General features: G+C 54.2%; 19 protein-coding genes. 5 read left to right on the top strand and 14 right to left on the bottom strand.

The genetic code is table 11. The features are described 5' to 3' along the window. Positions 1-10 precede the first annotated feature (10 nt). The 4 genes from tmpB to ACPGUT_RS03590 form a co-directional block, all read right to left on the bottom strand. Positions 11-604 (bottom strand): (R)-1-hydroxy-2-trimethylaminoethylphosphonate oxygenase, encoded by a 594-nt coding sequence (gene tmpB / locus ACPGUT_RS03605; protein ID WP_423988904.1) that lies wholly within the window; start codon positions 602-604, stop codon positions 11-13. Further along, positions 604-1725 carry a 2-trimethylaminoethylphosphonate dioxygenase gene (gene tmpA, locus ACPGUT_RS03600; RefSeq protein WP_423988902.1) on the bottom strand — a complete coding sequence of 374 codons (1122 nt, stop codon included), beginning with the start codon at positions 1723-1725 and terminating at the stop codon, positions 604-606. Before tmpA ends, tmpB begins: the two co-directional genes overlap by 1 nt. Continuing rightward, positions 1722-2807 carry a Zn-dependent alcohol dehydrogenase gene (locus ACPGUT_RS03595; protein ID WP_423988900.1) on the bottom strand — a complete coding sequence of 362 codons (1086 nt, stop codon included), beginning with the start codon at positions 2805-2807 and terminating at the stop codon, positions 1722-1724. The genes tmpA and ACPGUT_RS03595 overlap by 4 nt, the downstream gene beginning before the upstream one ends. An 89-nt stretch (positions 2808-2896) precedes the next feature. Beyond that, on the bottom strand, positions 2897-4129 hold the full coding sequence (locus tag ACPGUT_RS03590) for a TCR/Tet family MFS transporter (protein WP_423988899.1): 1233 nt from the start codon (positions 4127-4129) through the stop codon (positions 2897-2899). Positions 4130-4250: 121 nt separating this feature from the next. On the opposite strand from ACPGUT_RS03590, the gene ACPGUT_RS03585 reads away from it, so the two are divergent. After that, the gene (locus tag ACPGUT_RS03585; RefSeq protein ID WP_423988952.1) at positions 4251-4910 is read left to right on the top strand and encodes an NYN domain-containing protein; all 660 of its coding nucleotides are present in this window, start codon (positions 4251-4253) and stop codon (positions 4908-4910) included. Positions 4911-4918: 8 nt separating this feature from the next. Here the strand turns inward: ACPGUT_RS03585 and pcaD are convergent, their stop codons facing one another. From pcaD to ACPGUT_RS03555, 6 genes are all read right to left on the bottom strand, one after another. Next, on the bottom strand, positions 4919-5776 hold the full coding sequence (gene pcaD / locus ACPGUT_RS03580; protein WP_423988897.1) for a 3-oxoadipate enol-lactonase: 858 nt from the start codon (positions 5774-5776) through the stop codon (positions 4919-4921). Continuing rightward, the gene (locus ACPGUT_RS03575) at positions 5776-6972 is read right to left on the bottom strand and encodes an endonuclease/exonuclease/phosphatase family protein (protein ID WP_423988895.1); all 1197 of its coding nucleotides are present in this window, start codon (positions 6970-6972) and stop codon (positions 5776-5778) included. Before ACPGUT_RS03575 ends, pcaD begins: the two co-directional genes overlap by 1 nt. Before the next feature lies 1 nt (position 6973). Beyond that, the gene (locus tag ACPGUT_RS03570) at positions 6974-7942 is read right to left on the bottom strand and encodes a threonine ammonia-lyase (RefSeq protein WP_423988893.1); all 969 of its coding nucleotides are present in this window, start codon (positions 7940-7942) and stop codon (positions 6974-6976) included. Beyond that, positions 7942-8769 carry an alpha/beta fold hydrolase gene (locus ACPGUT_RS03565; protein ID WP_423988891.1) on the bottom strand — a complete coding sequence of 276 codons (828 nt, stop codon included), beginning with the start codon at positions 8767-8769 and terminating at the stop codon, positions 7942-7944. Before ACPGUT_RS03565 ends, ACPGUT_RS03570 begins: the two co-directional genes overlap by 1 nt. Then, positions 8766-9452: a haloacid dehalogenase type II gene (locus tag ACPGUT_RS03560; RefSeq protein ID WP_423988889.1), complete on the bottom strand. Its 687-nt coding sequence runs from the start codon at positions 9450-9452 to the stop codon at positions 8766-8768. The genes ACPGUT_RS03565 and ACPGUT_RS03560 overlap by 4 nt, the downstream gene beginning before the upstream one ends. 98 nt (positions 9453-9550) lie before the next feature. After that, positions 9551-9967 carry a MerR family transcriptional regulator gene (locus tag ACPGUT_RS03555; protein ID WP_423988887.1) on the bottom strand — a complete coding sequence of 139 codons (417 nt, stop codon included), beginning with the start codon at positions 9965-9967 and terminating at the stop codon, positions 9551-9553. Positions 9968-10037: 70 nt separating this feature from the next. On the opposite strand from ACPGUT_RS03555, the gene ACPGUT_RS03550 reads away from it, so the two are divergent. Then, positions 10038-10673 (top strand): cation transporter, encoded by a 636-nt coding sequence (locus tag ACPGUT_RS03550; RefSeq protein ID WP_423988885.1) that lies wholly within the window; start codon positions 10038-10040, stop codon positions 10671-10673. Between the two features lie 58 nt (positions 10674-10731). Here ACPGUT_RS03550 and ACPGUT_RS03545 read toward each other — a convergent pair whose 3' ends face one another. From ACPGUT_RS03545 to fabA, 3 genes are all read right to left on the bottom strand, one after another. Next, the gene (locus ACPGUT_RS03545) at positions 10732-11520 is read right to left on the bottom strand and encodes an enoyl-ACP reductase FabI (RefSeq protein WP_423988883.1); all 789 of its coding nucleotides are present in this window, start codon (positions 11518-11520) and stop codon (positions 10732-10734) included. Between the two features lie 6 nt (positions 11521-11526). Next, on the bottom strand, positions 11527-12753 hold the full coding sequence (gene fabB, locus ACPGUT_RS03540; RefSeq protein ID WP_423988882.1) for a beta-ketoacyl-ACP synthase I: 1227 nt from the start codon (positions 12751-12753) through the stop codon (positions 11527-11529). A 79-nt stretch (positions 12754-12832) separates the two neighbouring features. Continuing rightward, a complete protein-coding gene (gene fabA / locus ACPGUT_RS03535; protein ID WP_423988881.1) occupies positions 12833-13342 on the bottom strand; it encodes a bifunctional 3-hydroxydecanoyl-ACP dehydratase/trans-2-decenoyl-ACP isomerase in 510 nt (169 codons plus the stop codon). 164 nt (positions 13343-13506) lie between these two features. Here fabA and irrA point away from each other — a divergent pair, with 164 nt between their 5' ends. Beyond that, the gene (gene irrA / locus ACPGUT_RS03530) at positions 13507-13947 is read left to right on the top strand and encodes an iron response transcriptional regulator IrrA (RefSeq protein ID WP_423988879.1); all 441 of its coding nucleotides are present in this window, start codon (positions 13507-13509) and stop codon (positions 13945-13947) included. A gap of 493 nt (positions 13948-14440) precedes the next feature. Then, positions 14441-14899 (top strand): tRNA (cytidine(34)-2'-O)-methyltransferase, encoded by a 459-nt coding sequence (locus ACPGUT_RS03525; protein ID WP_423988877.1) that lies wholly within the window; start codon positions 14441-14443, stop codon positions 14897-14899. Here ACPGUT_RS03525 and ACPGUT_RS03520 read toward each other — a convergent pair. Continuing rightward, positions 14884-16326: an MFS transporter gene (locus ACPGUT_RS03520; RefSeq protein ID WP_423988876.1), complete on the bottom strand. Its 1443-nt coding sequence runs from the start codon at positions 16324-16326 to the stop codon at positions 14884-14886. The two genes, ACPGUT_RS03525 and ACPGUT_RS03520, sit on opposite strands and share 16 nt — an antisense overlap. Positions 16327-16631: 305 nt before the next feature. On the opposite strand from ACPGUT_RS03520, the gene ACPGUT_RS03515 reads away from it, so the two are divergent. Next, a complete protein-coding gene (locus tag ACPGUT_RS03515; RefSeq protein ID WP_423988874.1) occupies positions 16632-18152 on the top strand; it encodes an ABC-F family ATP-binding cassette domain-containing protein in 1521 nt (506 codons plus the stop codon). Positions 18153-18177: the final 25 nt, after the last annotated feature.

Genomic DNA, 18177 nt, shown 5'->3' with positions numbered 1-18177 from the left:
CCTCCGTTTTTTATTTCGACGCCATATGGGCGTCTACGATGCGCTGAACCGCCGGGGCGAAATGGGTGTAATCCGGGGTTTCCATATCCGGATGTTTGCCCGCCTCATCCAGGTAGCGCACCTGGATGATCTTCGCGAGGTTCGGGTTCTTTTCGAACTCGGCCACTTCATCGTCCGACATCGGCCCACCCTGAAGGTTCAGGGAATGGATCGAGGCTTCAGACAGGCGATCAAAATAGCTGGGCTTTGTCGCGCAAAGATAGCGTTTCGCCGCCACGTGATACCGCACGCAATCGGTGATGATCGTCGGGAAGAAGCGTTCCAGCACTTTCGCGCCTGCTTCCTCATGGAAACGATCTTCGGTGTCATCCATGGAAAACGTGCCGAATTCACTGGTGAAATGGCCGATGTCATGCAACAGGGCTGCGACGACGATTTCATCATCCATGCCGTTTTGTTCTGCAATCGTGGCCCCTTGCAACATGTGTTGGGCCATGGTCACGGGTTCGCCAAGGTATTCTTCATCGCCGCAGCGGATAAAGATATCGCCGATGAAATCGACGATATTGCTTGCGTTTAGCTCGCTAGGATTTGGGGCTGACATTAGGCGTCTCCCAATTCGCGTGCCAAGGCCGCACGGGTGGACCGCAGACCGTCTTTATCGGCGTAACAGCCCTGCAACCAACGGCTGCCTTCGCCGGAATAGCCTTTGCGCGCATGCAACACGCGGGTGTTGTCCACGATGAACGCTTCGCCTGGGGACAGTTTGAATGTCACCTCCATCGCAGGATCATCAATGATCGCGGACAGACGACGATAGGCGCGATACCAGATCTCCATCGCGTCAAACGGCACATCCTGCACCGGTGCGATCGAACGTGAGTTAAAGCGCATCTGCACAAACAGACCTTCCGGTGACAGTTCAATCATCGGGCGGTGGGATTGCAGGCAGACATCCGCACTGCCGGCGTATTCAAAGCGGATGGAATAGCTTGCAAGGGCATCAAACCCTTCCGGGTCTTCCTGGCGCAGACGTTCGGCACAGGCGAAACCGTCAACCACCATGTTTTCCCCACCCGCGGCAGAGTTTTCAAGGCAGGACAGGATTTGCAGGGTTGGCACAGGATCGCGATACGGGTTGTCCGTATGCGCCTGCAGGCCCAGCCCGGTGTAAGCAAGGTTCACCGGGTTTACCTCGGTGCGGACTTCAAAGTGGCGGCCATAGTTGGTTTCACGGACGTAGCCAAACAGGTCTGCGATATCAAACAGTCCGCCTTCCACGGGTTCCATGCCGGTGACTTTGGCAAAGCCGTAATCCTGCACTGCAGATAGCCATTTCAGTTTGGCGGCCTTGTCTGTTTTCAGCTCGGTCATGTCGCCTGTCGGCACATCTGTCAGCGCGGATGTCCAGGCGTTGATGCCCGGATTCATGCCGGACACGGCGGGCTTGTCATAGGCATTTGCCAGCAGCCAGGCGATATCGAAAGAATGCACCGCATCTTCGCCGCCAAAGCGAAGCTCAACGGTGTCGCCTTTGACATTCGCGGTCTCTAGGGTGATCTCTTCCGGCAGATTTGCCAGTGTCACCAAACGCTGCCCATTGCCGGGGTCGCGGTAGTCTGCACCTGGCAGATTATCCCGCAGCCAAACGGCGTGAAAACGCATGTTGTTGCCCGCACCCGTCAGGTGCAGGATATTGTCTTCTGTTCTGGTCGTGTATGTCATCTGAATATTACCACATTTCGACGCGCAGCGCCGGATTTCGTGTTTGCGATAGCTTCGTTGATGTCATCAAGCGACCAGCGCCCGGAAATTAACTCATCAAGTTTCAAGCGGTTCTGCTGGTAAAGATCGATCAGCCAAGGGATGTCTCTGGCCAAAACAACATCTCCCATTTTCGAGCCAATCATTTGTTGCCCCAGCGCGGCAACAATTACGGGTTCATAGTCAGCTTTTGCACCGGAATGCGGCATGCCAACCATGACCATTTTTCCTTTTGGGCCAATATAACGCAACGCCTGCTCATAGGCAGGGATGGCGCCAACGGTGATGAAAACAGCGTCTGCCATTGCACCACCAGTGATCTTTGCAACTTCTTTCCACGGCTTACCATCGGACGCCAATACACCATGTGTTGCACCGAATTCTTTTGCGATTTCAAGCTTCTCTGGAACCATATCAATCGCGATGATTTTGGCGGCACCTGCAATGCGCGCGCCTTGAATGGCGTTTAGACCCACGCCACCAGCCCCAATAATAACGGCGGTTTGCCCCGGGCGCAGTGCGGCGGAATTCACGACGGCGCCAACACCTGTGATCACACCACAGGCGAGAAGGGATGCCACATCCATTGCTATATCATCGGGCAGTTTCGCAAGCTGACGTGGTTGTACCACAACCTTTTCCGCAAATGCGCCACATGCCATGCCCTGGGTCACCGCTGTGCCATCGGGCAGGGTGATCGGACCGTCCATGGAAATATCACCATCGCAGGCCACGGGCGCACCGGACGAACAGGGCGCGCAATCCCCGCAGGACCGGATCAGGGTGACCAGAACCTTATCGCCCATCGCATAACCTTTGACACCCGCGCCCATCGCGGTGATCGTGCCGGCGGCCTCGTGCCCATAAATCGCAGGAAGCTCGCCTCCCCAGCCACCATCCATAAAGGAAATGTCGGAATGGCAGATTGCGCAGGCATCCAAGGTGACTTCGACTTCGCCTGCTTCTGGTGCGCGCAGCTCAACGTCTTCAATCACCAAGGGGGCGCCAAATTCACGGGCGACAGCTGCGCGGATACGGGCCATGGGTTCTCTCCTCAGATCAATTAAAGGAGAGCCTGCGAAATCCTTAACGGCACTGCAAGCTACGTTCGCGACAAAATAGCGATTTTGCGTCAGGTTTTTTCATCGGATGGGCGTAATTTTCGCCAACCTGCCAGATAAATACCCAAACCAAGGGCCATGAGGACCATCGACAAAAGGAAGGGCGCGCCAGGAAGGTAGTATGCCGCCCCGTCCTCACTGAATATGGCGAATGTACGTGTCATGATCAGCGGCGATAGAATCATCCCAAGCGCCCCGATACTGGTCAAAAGTCCCTGTAATTCGCCCTGCTGATCTGGCCCCGCAGCGCGGCTCATCAATCCCTGCATTGCAGGGGTCGCCATCCCACCAAGGGCAGACAAGGGTGTCAGGCCCAGAACGATCCAGCCATTGGTCAGGATCGCGGTGAAGAAAAAGACAACAATATCGATAACAAAACCAAGGATCACGGTTTTACGTTCACCAATCCAAGGAATGATCTTACGAATAAGCAGCCCTTGCGAAATCGCCATGGAAATTCCAAACACCGCAAGCGACCAGCCGACCATGGCAGGTGACCAGCCGAAGCGTTCCTGTGTGAAATAGGACCAGATCGCCGGGTAAACGTAGAATGCGACCTGATAGAGGAAATACACAACCAACAACGGACGTATCCCGGGCAAGCGCCCGATATTCATCAGCGCGCCAAAGGGGTTGGCGCGTTTCCAGTTAAAGGGACGGCGGATTTCATCGGTGACCGTTTCGGGGAAGACAAAGTAGCCGAAGACGAAATTACTGCCCGCAAAGATTGCCGCTGCGACAAAGGGCGCACGTGGACCAAAACTGGCAAGCAGCCCACCAATCACCGGCCCCAGCACAAAACCAACGCCGAACGCGGCAGAGACCAGGCCAAAGTTTTGTGAACGTTCCTCATCACTGGAAATATCCGCAATAAAGGCAGCCGCAGTGGAATGCGTTGCTGCCGTAATCCCGCCAACAATACGCCCCAGAAGAAGCAGCCACATGGTGTCCGCAAGGGCCATAACCGCGTAATCTACAGCCATGATAAATAGGGAAATCAGCAGAACCGGGCGGCGTCCATAACGGTCAGATAGATTGCCAACGGTTGGGCCGAACAGGAATTGCATGATTGCAAAGGAAAAAGACAGATAGCCGCCCCAGATCGCGGCATCGGCAAGACTTGCGCCTTCGATTTCGCGGATCAGGTCGGGCATGACCGGCATGATCAGACCAATACCCATGGCATCAATTACCAGGGTGATCAGAACAAAGATCACCTGCAACCGTGTAGATTTCCTGGACATTGGGCGCTCCTGAATAAGTTCCCTACATCTAAACGGGTCAGTTCAGAAATCAAGCATGCCATAGTTTTGACATAGCCGGGGCTTAGGGAAACAGCATTTAACAGAGAGCAGATTGACCAAAATGCCTTTTGATCCGCAAAGATATGAGGAACTGGCGCTTCTTGTAGATGGTGATAATCTTTCATCAAAACACGCAGGGCGATTGATTACAGACAGCGCGGCAATTGGGGCGCTACGCATAAAGCGTGTATACGGAAATACTGCAAAGCTTCCGGGGTGGGATGGCGCGCCAGGCTATCATCTGGTTCACAGTGGCAGCGGGAAAAACAGCTCCGACATACTGATGACGGTGGAGGCGTTGGATCTGTTCCACAGGCAGGGTATTCGAAAATTCGTGCTGGCAAGTTCTGACGGTGATTTTTCCCATCTTGCCACCTATCTGCGCGAAAATGGGGCATGGGTACTGGGGATTGGTGAAGAAAAGACCCCATTGAATATGAGGAAGTCTTGCACTTGCTTTAAAACCCTGGTGCCATTGCCTGTCTTGGACAAAATACTGCCCAAGGATCAAATTATCGAGAAAATCCAAAATTTCATTCAAACGTTGAATCAGAAAAAAGGTGTAAAAATACAGGATCTGAGTGTTCACATGAACAGGGTCCATAATGTCAAAATCAGCACACTTCCGGAAAAGACATGGCGGAAATACCTGACAGATAGGGCTGACTATTTTATCTGTGACCCCCGTGGGCCGGATGCCTATGTGCGTCTTGTGAAATAGGTCACAGGTCAGCTGCGTCCGCTGCAACACCCGTTCTGTTCCTTCAGTGTTGGGGTGGTGTTCGGCATGCTCTGATGCCCGGTACGTTGCATGAAATCGGACAAATGTCGTGCAAACTCTTCTGGCTGCTCGGCACAGCACAGATGTCCCGCGCGGCGGATGATTTTGAAATCACTGCCTGGGATCAGGTCTAGGGTTTCGCGCATCAGGTCGGGCGGTGTCGCGCGGTCATCAACGCCACACAGGCCCAGTGCAGGCAGGCGCAGGCCGGATGTCGGGGTGAAGAAATCTGTTCCGGACACGGCTGCAATCGCACCGCAATACCCTTCGATCGGCGTGTTCACCAGCATGTCGCGCCACTGCGCAAGTCCTTTAGGCGGAAGGAAATCTTGGCCCTTACGCAGGAACCAGTGTTTGGCGATTTCTTCGGCCAATGCATCTAGCCCGTGTTTTCGCACGGCTTCACTGCGATCTTCCCAAAGCTTTGGCATGCCTATTTTAGCGGCAGTCCCGGCCAGAACCACTGCACGTATCTGATCAAGGCGTTTCACGGCCAGACCCTGGGCAATCATTCCGCCCAAGGATAAGCCGCATATCATCACGTCACGCAGATCCAGATGATCTAAGATCGCTTCCACATCACGCACCATAGCCCCCATGGAATAGGGGGCAGGTGGGGCATCACTTTGCCCATGGCCACGCAAATCAATGCGCACCACCCGCAATCCTGCTGGCAAATGCGTCATGACCGCATCCCAGAGATGCAAGTTCGTACCCAGCGCATGCAGCATCACCAGTGGTGCGCCATCTCGTGGGCCCTCATCAAGATAATGCAAACGGATGCCATTCACCTCTGCAAAAGGCATCAGTCCTCGCCGATCTGCATATGTGCCATGATCTGCCCGTGGTCAGAGGCCAGCTTGTTGTAAGGGGCTTCCGCATGTGAACCATCGGTCAGATGATCATTGAGGACCGAGAAATATTCCATCTCGCCAATGGCACCCGGGTTTTCAGGCAGGAAATGGTGGCTCATCAAAATTTGGTCGATGCTTTCAAACACCCCGCCAAAGGCAGAGGTATACACCATGTCACGCAGAGATTTGCGCACAAACAGCTTTTCAGCAGAATGCAGGCGCATGGATGTAATCGCTTTTTGGATTTGCTCATTCTGATCGCGGGAATAGCGTTCATTTGCCCGGTCGGCATCATGGCGGCGCATCCAAGAATAATTCTTGAACGGGGCCTCGCCCGAGATGATTTCACTGCTGACCGCATGTTCACTGTCGTTGAAATCGCCCAGAACCATCACCGGATTGCCTGCAGTCAGTTCTTGCACGATCTCGTTGCGCAAAACCCAGGCCTCTGCCATACGGCGCAGGCCCGCACGCAGGGCCCCAAGGGCACGCCCGGCGGCATCATAGGACAGAAGATCTGCTTCGGGCGCGAAATCCGCGCCTTCGGGCCGTTTAAATTCGCCCAGCTTGGATTTCAGGTGACAATTGAACACTGTCACAACCTGATCTCCAACAGGAATACGGACCTTCAACACAGGGCGCGACAGACGGGAAATGCGGAAAGATCCACCATCCCCATCTGCCAGACCGCCAAATTCAATATCCAGCGGTTCCGGCAGTTGCTGGATCACCTCGGGGTCCCCAACAAAACCCATGCGCGATAGCACAGCAACGCCAGGGCGGCGTTCACCGGGTGCGCCGTCATTCACGTTCGCCGCAAAAGCCAAGGCCGCATTTTTACCGTAGGGCGCATAGGCCAGCTTTCGAAAGATCGCCTTCTTTGCATACCGTTTGGAACGATCCGGGATCGCACTTTCGTTGGATGCTTCGCCGCGTTTATCAGCCTCGGCAATCACCGCGCGCAGGGCGTCTTCTTCGAAAATTTCTTGAAAGCCAACCACATCCGCGTCCAGAGACAGAACCTGATCCGCCAACCAGTCTTCCTTCCAGGCGTGTTCTTCGGGGGTGTATTTTTCGAAACGATAATATTCCTGATCAGCACCAATCAGGTTTTTGACGTTAAAAGAAGCAATCGTAAATCGGGGCATATCAGCTCTCCAGTGTATCTAAGGCGCGGGCAAACATGGCTGGGTCGACATTGCCACCCGAAGCCACACAAACGGCAGTATCTTTGGTTAATTTATCGCCGTGAAACAGGGCGGCTGCAAGGGAAGTTGCGCCGCCGGGTTCAATCACAATTTTCAGGCGCAGAAAGGCAAGCGCCATGGCACGCAGGCATTCCTCATCCGTGACCACAATCCCAGCGCCACAGTTTTTTTGCATAATCGGGAAGGTGATTTCGCCGGGGGCAGGGGTGACAATCGCGTCACAAATGGACCCTTCCGGTTTCGCATTCTGTTCAATCTGGCCGGATGCCAGCGACCGTGCGGTGTCGTCAAACCCTTCCGGTTCGCAAGGGCGCACCCGCATGTTGGGGGCTTCCTGCGCAAGGGCCAGAGAGATACCAGAGGTCAGCCCGCCACCACCGCAAGGCACCAGGACCTCAGCATCACGTGCTTCACAATCAGCGGCGATCTCAAGGCCCGTGGTGCCTTGGCCCGCAATGACCATGGGTTCATCATAGGGTTTGATCAGGGTCAGGCCGCGTTCGGAGGATAGACGATCACCGATTTCTTCGCGTGCTTCTGTCGCGCGGTCATACAACACAACTTCCGCCCCCAGGGCGCGGGTGTTGGCGATCTTCAGGGCAGGGGCGTTTTTCGGCATGATGATCACAGACGGGATACCATGGCGCGCAGCGGCCAGCGCCACGCCTTGGGCGTGGTTGCCGGATGAAAAAGCGATGACGCCGTTTTTGCGTTGTTCTTCTGGAAGGGCAGAAACCGCAGACCAAGCCCCACGAAATTTGAACGAGCCAGTATGTTGCAAACATTCCGGTTTCACAAAGATCCTGCGTCCGGCGATTTCATCCAGAAAGGGGGATGACAGCAGGGGCGTGTGGCGGGATTGGCCCATCAGACGTTGTTGTGCAGCTTTGATATCAGCGTAAGTGACCATCAGATCATCCTTAGAAATTGGTGAATTACATCAAGGCTTTCAGCCTCATCTAGAAACGGAACATGGCCCCGATCCGGTATATTTGCGAAAAGCATATCCGGGCGGCGGCGTTGCATGCCCTGTGCACATTCTTCCGACAATAAGTTAGAATTTGCCCCCCGCAACAGGGCCAGAGGCAGGCTATCTAACGCGTCAAATAGTGGCCACAGATCCGGCTGTTCCGTTGTTTTCAACCCTTTGCCAACCGCATCTCTTAGTTTGCGGTCATACATAATTTCAAGGCCGCGATCAGACAGGGTAAATTGGTTTTGCACCTCTTCCAGCCAGCGTGACATGGGTACATTGGGGAAGTCGATGAAATGCTCGGCACGGACCTTGGCCGCATCTTCATAAGATTTCTGCGGTGGCCGACGGCCCAGATAGGTCATGATGTATTTGCGCCCGCTTGCCGCGATTTCCGGGCCAATGTCATTTAGGCAAACGCCGGTCAGTCTATGTTTTGCAATTGCGGCCAAAAGCATGGCAATCAGCCCGCCACGGGAAGTTCCGATGATCGCCACCTGATCCAAACCCAGATGATCCAGAAGTTCGAGCTGATCACGGGCTTCGATCTCGACTGTGTAAGTCTGATAAGGGGCATGATCTGACCGTCCGCGCCCCCGATAATCAGGCCGGATCACGCGATAACCTGTCAGATGTGGCACCAGATGGTTAAAGTCTTTTGCATTGCGTGTCAGTCCCGAAAGCAGAAGCAAAGGCGCGCCTTCGCCTTCATCTGAATAACCAACCTGAATGCCGTCGGATGTTGTGTAGTAATGTGTATTCACAGGGATTTCGCCAATTCAGGGATTGTTTTTAGGTCATTCAGGATGTGTTTCGGAGTCCAAGGCATGCGATCCACCGGCAGGCCCATGCGATTGACCCAGGCCGTCTGAAACCCATAGCCTGTGGCACAGGCCGCGTCCCACCCGTTAGAGGACACAAACAGCACCTGATCATTGTCGCAGCCAAAGCGATCACCAACCATATCATAGACCCGCGCATGAGGTTTATAAACGCCGACATTTTCAACAGACAGGCAGTCATCCAACAGATCAGAGATCCCGGCGCTGTCCATCGCGCTTTGCAGCATTTTCGGTTCGCCATTTGAAAGAATGGCAAGTTTATATCCGGCGTTCTTTAAGGTTTTTAACATTTCCTGAACTTCTGGATATGCGGAAAGCTCTGCATAAAGTTGCATCAGGCGCGCACGCAACCCATCCCCCTTCAGCCCATGTTTCTCCATCGCCCAGTCCAACCCGTCCTGTGTCACTTTCCAGAAATCGTCATGGGTATCGGCCAGGGCCCGCAGCCAGGTGTATTCTAGCTGCTTTGCCCGCCAGTCCGCAGCCAGCTGCTGCCAGCATCGGGCCAGGGTTTCATTTCCGGGTTCCTGTGCTGCGGCCCGCGCCGCCGCGTTGACATCAAAGAGGGTTCCGTAGGCGTCAAAGATACAGGTGGTGATTGGCATCGTGATTTCCCTTCACGTGGAAGGTGGCACAGAGTGGCCGGAAGGGAAAGACCGGTTTCCGGGGGAAGGGGGATCGTTATGGTCTGGCACAAATAGGCCTAATGGCCATGCTCACACCGAGAGTGATCAGAAAGAGAGGCCAAAACGTAACATTCACCGGCCTGACCATCACTGGTGCATCCCGTTGCTATCCTTGAAAGCTCTTGTTCTAGGCGTTTCAGGCCAGCGATCTTTTCCCGAACATCGGCCAACTGTTGGTGTGCAATCGCGTTGGCTTCGGCACAGGATCTGTCAGGATGGTTTTGCAATGAAATGAGAGCTGAGATTGCGCCAATTGGAAACCCCAGGTCGCGGGCATGTTTGATGAACGTCAAGCGTTCCAGTTCGGCTGGGCCATACCGTCGCTGATTTCCTTCGGTGCGCCCGGCCTCTTCCAACAGGCCAACTTGTTCATAATAGCGAATGGTCGGGACCTTCACATTTGTCCGCGTTGATAACATGCCGATCGAATACATATAAAACCTCTTGAACCTATAGTTACTAGAGGTTCTATATCAGATGCCATGAAGTCTAAAGGAGATTCGCATGGCTGGTTGCTGTGGACATGAAGCAAAGTTTGACGGTGTCTCAAACGATTATAAACGACGGCTTTGGATCGTTATTGCGATAAACGCAGTGATGTTCTTTGTAGAGGTGATCGCAGGGCATTTGGCAAAATCACAGGCATTGCAGGCCGATGCGCTAGATTTTCTCGGGGATTCCCTGACCTATGGTATTTCGCTGGCCGTCATTGGAACATCCTTGCGGGTGCGGGGGAATGCAGCACTTGCCAAAGGGGTTAGCCTGCTGGCGATGGGGATCTGGGTGTTCGGATCAACCCTGTATCGTGTGTTCTATGTCGGTGTGCCTGCAGCGGAAATTATGGGCGTGGTTGGGTTTCTGGCGTTAACTGCCAATCTGGCCAGCGTCTTGATCCTCGTGCGTTATAAAGATGGCGATGCAAATGTGCGGTCAGTCTGGTTGTGTTCACGCAATGACGCAATCGGCAACGTTGCGGTCATGTTTGCAGCCTTCGGGGTATGGGGGACGGCGACAGGGTGGCCTGATCTGATTGTTGCTGGAATTATGGCCGGTCTGTTTCTGTCTTCAGCTTTTCAGATCATTCAGCAGGCGATGCGGGAACGTTCAGACGCATCCTTACATGACCATATGCAAGCATAAGAAATCATCATCTTGCAGAAGCGGCCCGGAAACCAGAGAGGTTCCCGGGCCTGCTTTTTTACAGGTTTTCACTTTGGGGCATGCCCAGCACGTGATAGCCGCCATCGACGGTGATGATCTCACCAGAGGTGCATTTGCCGTAATCAGATGCCAGATAGACAGCTGTGCCGCCGATGCTTTCCAGTGTTGCGTTCGCACGCATTGGGGCGTTGGCTTCGGTTTGGCGGAAGGTCTTGCGCGCACCACCAATGGCAGCCCCAGCAAGGGTTTTCATCGGACCAGGTGAAATCGCGTTGACGCGAATGCCTTCAGGACCAAGGTCGTTTGCCAAGTAGCGTACAGAGCTTTCCAACGCTGCTTTGGCAACACCCATGACGTTGTAGAATGGCGTCACGCGGTTGGACCCTTGGTAGGTCATGGTCAGGATCGTGCCGCCGTCTGTCATCATTGGGGCAGCGCGCTTTGCCACCTCGATCAGAGAGAAGCAACTGATACACATAGAGTTTTTGAAATTCTCACGCGATGTATCAATGAAACGGCCCGTCAGTTCGTTCTTGTCGGAATAGGCGATGGCATGCACGAGAAAATCGATCTTGCCCCATTTTTCTTTAAGAACAGCAAATGCTGCATCCATAGACGCATCATCATTTACGTCAACGTCAACCATGATATCAGACCCAACACTTTCAGCAAGCGGTTGAACCCGTTTACCAAAGGCGTCGCCCTGATAGGAAAACGCCAGTTCCGCGCCTTGTGCTGCCATTTCGCGGGCAATGCCCCAGGCGATAGAGCGTTCGTTCGCGACACCCATAATCAGGCCGCGTTTTCCTTTTAGCAATTCAGACATATCAATTTACCCGTGGTACTTACTCATGGCGACAGTGCCATTGGTGCCGCCAAAGCCGAAGCTGTTGGAAATCACCGTATCAATTTCTGCGTTTTCCACGAACTCGGTTGCGATCTCGTCGGGGCGGATCGCCGGGTCGAGTTCTTCAATGTTCGCGGAAGGTGCGATGAATTTATTTTCCATCATGATGAGGGAATAGATCGCTTCCTGCACACCAGCGCCGCCAAGGCAGTGTCCAGTGACAGATTTGGTAGAGGTGATCGGAGGCACATTGCCTTCGCCAAACACACGACGCACGGCTTCAACTTCGGTCACGTCACCCGCGGGCGTAGATGTGCCGTGGGCGTTGATATAGCCAACTTTGCGATCGCCAATGGTGGACATGGCCAGACGCATGGAACGCTCTCCGCCTTCACCAGATGGGGCAACCATATCGTGGCCGTCAGATGTCGCGCCGTAACCGGTGACTTCTGCGTAGATTTTTGCGCCACGTGCGAGGGCGTGGTTCAGTTCTTCCAGAACCACAACGCCGCCGCCGCCAGCAATCACGAAACCATCGCGGTTCGCGTCAAAGGCACGGGAAGCTTTTTCAGGCGTGTCGTTATATTTGGAAGACATGGCACCCATGGCGTCGAACAGGCAAGACAGGGTCCAGTCCAGTTCTTCACCGCCACCGGCAAAGACGATGTCTTGCTTGCCGAATTGGATCTGCTCAACACCGTTGCCCATGCAGTGCAGAGAAGTGGTGCAGGCGGATGTGATAGAATAGTTCACGCCCTTGATTTTAAACGGTGTCGCAAGGCAGGCAGAGTTCGTGGAAGACATGCAGCGGGTCACCATGAAAGGGCCCATCCGCTTTGGTGCGCCTTTTTCTTTCACGATGTTATGGGCTGCAAAGAAGTTCGACGTAGACGGACCACCAGAGCCCATCACCAGACCGGTGCGCTCGTTGGAGATGTCTTTCTCCTCAAGGCCCGAATCCTTAATCGCTTCTTCCATCGCGATATAGTTATAGGCCGCACCGGGGCCCATAAAACGCAGCTGACGCTTGTCGATATGTTCAGATACGTCGATCTGTGGCATGCCGTGGATCTGGCTGCGGAAACCGTTTTCGGTGTATTCTTCGGCTTTCACAATGCCAGATTTCCCGCTGCGCAGGGCGTCGGTGACTTCTGAAATGTTGTTCCCGATGGAGGACACAACGCCCATCCCGGTGATGACTACTCGGCGCATGGGCGCTCTCCTTCTTCAAAAACGATGACCGGGCCTCACAGCCCAGTCACGTCATATATAGGGTGGATTTCCGAAAAGCTTAGCTTTCCGAAAGGGCAACTTTCATGTCTTTAACTTGGTAGATCACTTCGCCGTCGGCCTCAACGATACCATCTGCAACACCCATGGTCAGGCGGCGGGTCTGGATCGCTTTGGTGAAATCAATCTTATATGTCAGTTTCTTACGGTCAGGACGCACCATGCCGGTCAGCTTCACTTCGCCAACGCCAAGCGCATATCCGCGACCCAACCAGCCACGCCAGCCAAGGTTGAAACCGGTCAGCTGCCACAGACCATCCAGGCCAAGACAGCCGGGCATGATTGGGTTGCCGGGGAAGTGACAATCAAAGAACCACAGATCAGGTGTGATGTCGAATTCCGCCAGAACATGACCTTTGCCATGTGCCCCACCGTCACCGGAAATCTCGGTGATGCGATCCATCATCAGCATGGGCGGCGCGGGCAGCTGGGCATTGCCGGGGCCAAATAGTTCGCCACGGGAACATTTCAGAAGGTCGTCTTTGTCAAAGCTACTCGGGTATTGGGCCATTGATGGCGGTCCTTTGTATTCACTGTTGGTTAAGCCCATTTAGCAGAGCCGCCCCTGGCAGGGCAAGTGTACTGGTGCCGTTACGGCACATATGCGGTGATTATGTTTGAATTCCCCGCCGCTTTCGCGCTATATGAGAATAACTCGCAAAGAAGATTATGACCATGACAGCGCAAATCCCGCCTGAAGCAAGACAAAGCGCCATTGATATCAGCACCACTTGGTTGTCCCAGGCTGGTCTGCGTCCCACCCGTCAGCGGGTGAATTTGGCGACGCTGCTGGTGGGGGACGGGCAGGACCGTCACGTGACGGCCGAAAGCCTGTATGATGCATCCCGATCTTCCGCTGATCCCGTGTCTTTGGCGACGGTGTACAACACGTTGAAAGCGTTTTGTGATGCGGGCGTTTTGCGCGAAATCACGGTGGATGGGTCAAAGTCGTATTTTGACACAAACCTGACCGATCACCCACATTTCTATTGGGAAGACGAAGGCCGCCTGTCTGACGCCCCGGCAGATCAGTTGGTTTTGGCCAGCGTTCCAGACGCACCCGAAGGCATGGAAATCTCCAAAGTAGACGTCGTGATCCGCCTGCGCGGGAAGTAAGGCACTGTGTGTTTCAACTATACGGTCGTGATCCAGATTTCGAAGGGTTGATAACAGTCCCTTCTTTGGACAAGAGCCCGCGACGTAGTAAACCGGGAAACGGAATTAGGTGGGACTTCGCTTATCTCGATTCCACTGATCACGATTGTATCTATTGCATCCACCCCTATTTTTTAGATGAATCCGGAGAGCCGTTAGAAAAAGGTGAAGCACTTGAAGGAACATATCGTGCCTTTATGTTTATCCTCTTTGAACCAAGCGTAGATTTTCACCGGCGCTATATTTCAGTTGGGACTCAGTTTGAGTGCCGTGAAGGGCGTCACGCGTGCGCTGTTGGATGTGTAACGCGCTTAATCGGTTTGTCGCACTGATTTTTAAGTCTTTGCTTAGTCGAGCTTGCCATGTAAGGCCTCTTCTGAATAGAGTAACTGCGCGTGACTAGGTGCTCACTACCCCAGCAAAGCGAAAGCCACACCCAATGCCGAATCCCCAAATGAAAGTTGTCATTGTGACGCCGGAAATTCCCTATAACACCGGGGCGATTGGGCGGACCTGTGTGGCCTTGGGGCTGGAGTTGATCCTGATTAAGCCGCTCGGGTTTTCCTTGGATGAGAGAACCGTGAAACGGGCGGGCGCGAGTTATTGGAAGCATGTTCAGCTGACGGAATATGACGATTGGCAAAGCTTTCTCGACGCACGCAAACCGGATCGTGACAGCCTGTATTTCTTTGAAGAAAACGGCGAACAGACGATTTATGACCCAGATTACAAGCTGGATGGCTATTTGGTGTTTGGCTGTGAATCAAGTGGCATCCCTCAGGAAATCCTCGAAGGTATGAATGATCGCCTGTTCAGCCTGCCCATGCGCAACCCGGTGGTAAAATCCTTGAACCTTGCCAATGTGGCGACCGCCGTGATTTATCAGGCGATGCGGCCTCAGCTTGGGGGCTGAGACGACATAGATCTGATCGGCTGTCGGCACAAAAAGCGTCGCATGGCCAAAAGCCCCAAAGCAATAAACGGCAGGCTGCCCGCGAAGACATAACGTGCAACGGTTTGCAGGGTTTCCGGCGTGGCCTCCAGTGAGAAGCCTGCTGCATTGGCCAGAATCCCACAAATCGCCGCACCCACTGCGTAGCCAAACCGTGCAACTGTGGGCATGGCGCCGGTGACGCGGGCCTGTTCTTTCTCGGGTGTGATCGCGATGAGACGGCGCTGAATGAAGGTATAGGCGGCCCCAAAACCAATACCTTCCAGCCAAGTCAGGGCGGCAATCACCCAGACAGGACCTGCAGGGGTGGCGAAAAACATGCCAATGACAGAGCAAGCCACAAGGGCGAGGCCAAGGGTGATCCAAAAAGGATCCAGTCGTTCGGGCGAACCAGAGACAACAATCGCAGCCGCGCTCCATCCGAAAGAACCACCGGCCAAGATATAGCCGACAGTGATCGGGCTGACACCATGCAGGCTGGCCAGCAGAACCGGACCATAGCTCATCAGCCCCATGACACCGGCAGACATGCTGAACCACATCAACAGGGCCGCACCTGACGAATCCCGCAAGCGAAACGCATTTTCTGGCAACATGCGATTGTCGCGTGACCGTGCATCTTGGCGCAGGAAAAGCAATAGCAGGGTGAAGGCCCCCATGATCAGAAGGGGCGTTTGTGGAAGACTGACCTCGATCCCAGCAGAGGCGATCATCGTGGTGCCCGTGACCAACAGGATCAGACGTTTCACAGGCAGAGAGGGCGCATTGTTCATGTCGCGCCCCAGGCTGATCCCCGGGGTGAAATATATCCATAGGGCCAAGATTAGCGCTTGTAGCAGGAAAAAACCAAAGCCCCAGCGCCAGGTGAAATATTCTACAAAGAACGCACCGATCAGCGGGCCAAGAAAGGCGGATGCCCCCCAGAGCGCTGAAATCACGGCCAAAACCCGCGCCTGATGGCGGGTGGAAAACAAGATGCCAATGGCAATGAATGTCATCGCGGTTAAACCGCCACCACCCAGCCCTTGCAACACGCGCCCAGCCAGAAGCACAGGCATATTGGTCGCGACCATTGAGGCCGCACATCCAAGGGCGAAGATCATGGCGCAGCTGGCCATAACATTGCGAATGCCCACGCGCATGGTGGCGATGGCGGCGCAAGCCCCAGCGACAATTGATCCGATTTCATAGGTGGCAATCGTCCACGCCACAAAGCGGTCACCGCCGATATCCGCAAGAATTTGCGGGATCATTGTCGCCAGCAGGAGGCTATCCGCCGCATGTAGCCAAACCCCAAGCGAGACAAGCGCCAAAGGCACAGCTGCTTTGCGTGTTAGGATCTCGCTCCAGGCGACATGTTCGTTTTGAGGGGCTGCTGTCATGGTCATGATCCGTACTCCCGTGATTCGTATTCCGGGAGTGTTGATAAAACCTCAAGCCCCCTTTAGCGCAAGAGTGTAATGTTTGACCTGATGGGATCGCTCTTGCAACGGGCCAATGTCAGGCCTAAACTGAGATCGTCGGTTCAATTTTTACAACGGGAGGACGAAAGCTAAAATGCGCTGGAATTACGTACTTTGGCATGGTCCCCGTTTCGCCCTGTAAATCCGTTTGCAGGGTTGGTCATGAAACATCTGTCTCATTGGTCTGCCCATAGCCGCTTTGCGGCCATCCCTTATTGAGCTGAATTCTTATGACTATCATGACCACCAATGCTTTGGGCATCACCTTTAGTGAACCCTTATTTTCTGATCTCAACCTGAATATCGCCAAAGGCGACCGGATAGGTCTTGTCGCCGCGAATGGGCGTGGGAAATCGACGCTTCTGGGTTGCCTCGATGGAAGTGTAACCCCCACAACCGGCGATGTCACACGGGCGCAGGGCACACGCGTTGCCACTGTGCTGCAAAATATGCCGGATGCTGCTTTTGGCCATACAATGTATGATTGGGTTCTTTCCGCATTGCCGCCGGAACAGGCAGACTATGACAGCTGGCGCGTGGATGTTGTTCTGAACGATCTGCGGGTGCCGTATGATTTCCAACAAAAACGCCTAGAGGCGCTCAGTGGTGGCTGGCAACGTATGGCCATGTTGGCCCGGGCCTGGATCACTGAACCTGACGTTTTGTTGCTGGATGAACCGACCAATCACTTGGATCTGCATCATATTGGTCTGCTGCAGGATTGGCTGATGGGGTTGCCCCGTGACTTGCCAGTGGTGGTTACATCCCATGATCGGGCCTTCTTGGATGCGGTGACCAACAGGACGCTGTTTCTGCGTGAAGAACATGCGCGGGTTTTTCCGTTGCCGTTCAGCCAGGCCCGCGCTGCCCTACAGGCTTCCGATGCTGCGGACGAGCGCCGGTTCGTAAATGATCTGAACAAGGCCCGTCAATTGCGCAAACAGGCAGCAAAGCTGAAAAATGTTGGCATCAATTCTGGTTCAGATCTGTTGTTGACGAAAACAAAACAACTGACGGATCGGGCCGGGAAGCTGGAAGCAGCGGCACGTCCCGCATATCGGGAACAAACCGCAGGAGATATCCGCCTTGGCAACAGCGGCACACATGTCAAGGCACTGATTACGCTGGATGATATTCCTGTGTGCGCGCCGGATGGACGCGTGTTGTATCGGACAGGGCGGAAATGGATTTCACCGGGCGAAAGGGTTGTGCTTTTGGGGGCGAATGGCACTGGGAAAACCTGTCTGGTGACATTGATCCACGCGGCACTGAATGGGGCAGACACGGATGTGAAATATGCCGCATCTATTGCACCCGGTTTTTCGGATCAACATCTCAGCCAATTGAATCCAGACAGCACTCCGATGGCCCTGCTGACCGAAACGTGTGACATCGGGGATCAACGGGCACGGGGGCTGCTTGCGGGGGCGGGTATTACCTTTCAGATGCAGGATGTGGCAATCCTGCGCCTGTCGGGCGGCCAGAAAGCCCGGCTTTCAATGCTGTTGTTGCGCCTCAAGTCTCCGAACTTTTATCTGCTGGATGAACCGACCAATCATCTGGATATTGAAGGTCAGGAAGCACTGGAAGCGGAATTGATTTCAAACGATGCAGCCAGCCTTGTTGTCAGTCACGACAGAAGGTTTCTGCAGAATGTTGGAAACCGGTTCTGGCTGATCAATGGCGGAACACTGGAAGAAATTGACAGCCCACAAAGGTTTCTGGAGCAGCAGATCGCAACGCCTGAATAAGTTCGGATCCCGCCCCTCGCAGGGA

This window comes from Halocynthiibacter sp. (genome assembly GCF_049608145.1).
GTDB lineage: Bacteria > Pseudomonadota > Alphaproteobacteria > Rhodobacterales > Rhodobacteraceae > Halocynthiibacter.
Note: the sequence above shows the minus strand (reverse complement) of the source record. Positions and strands in the feature narration are given on the sequence as shown.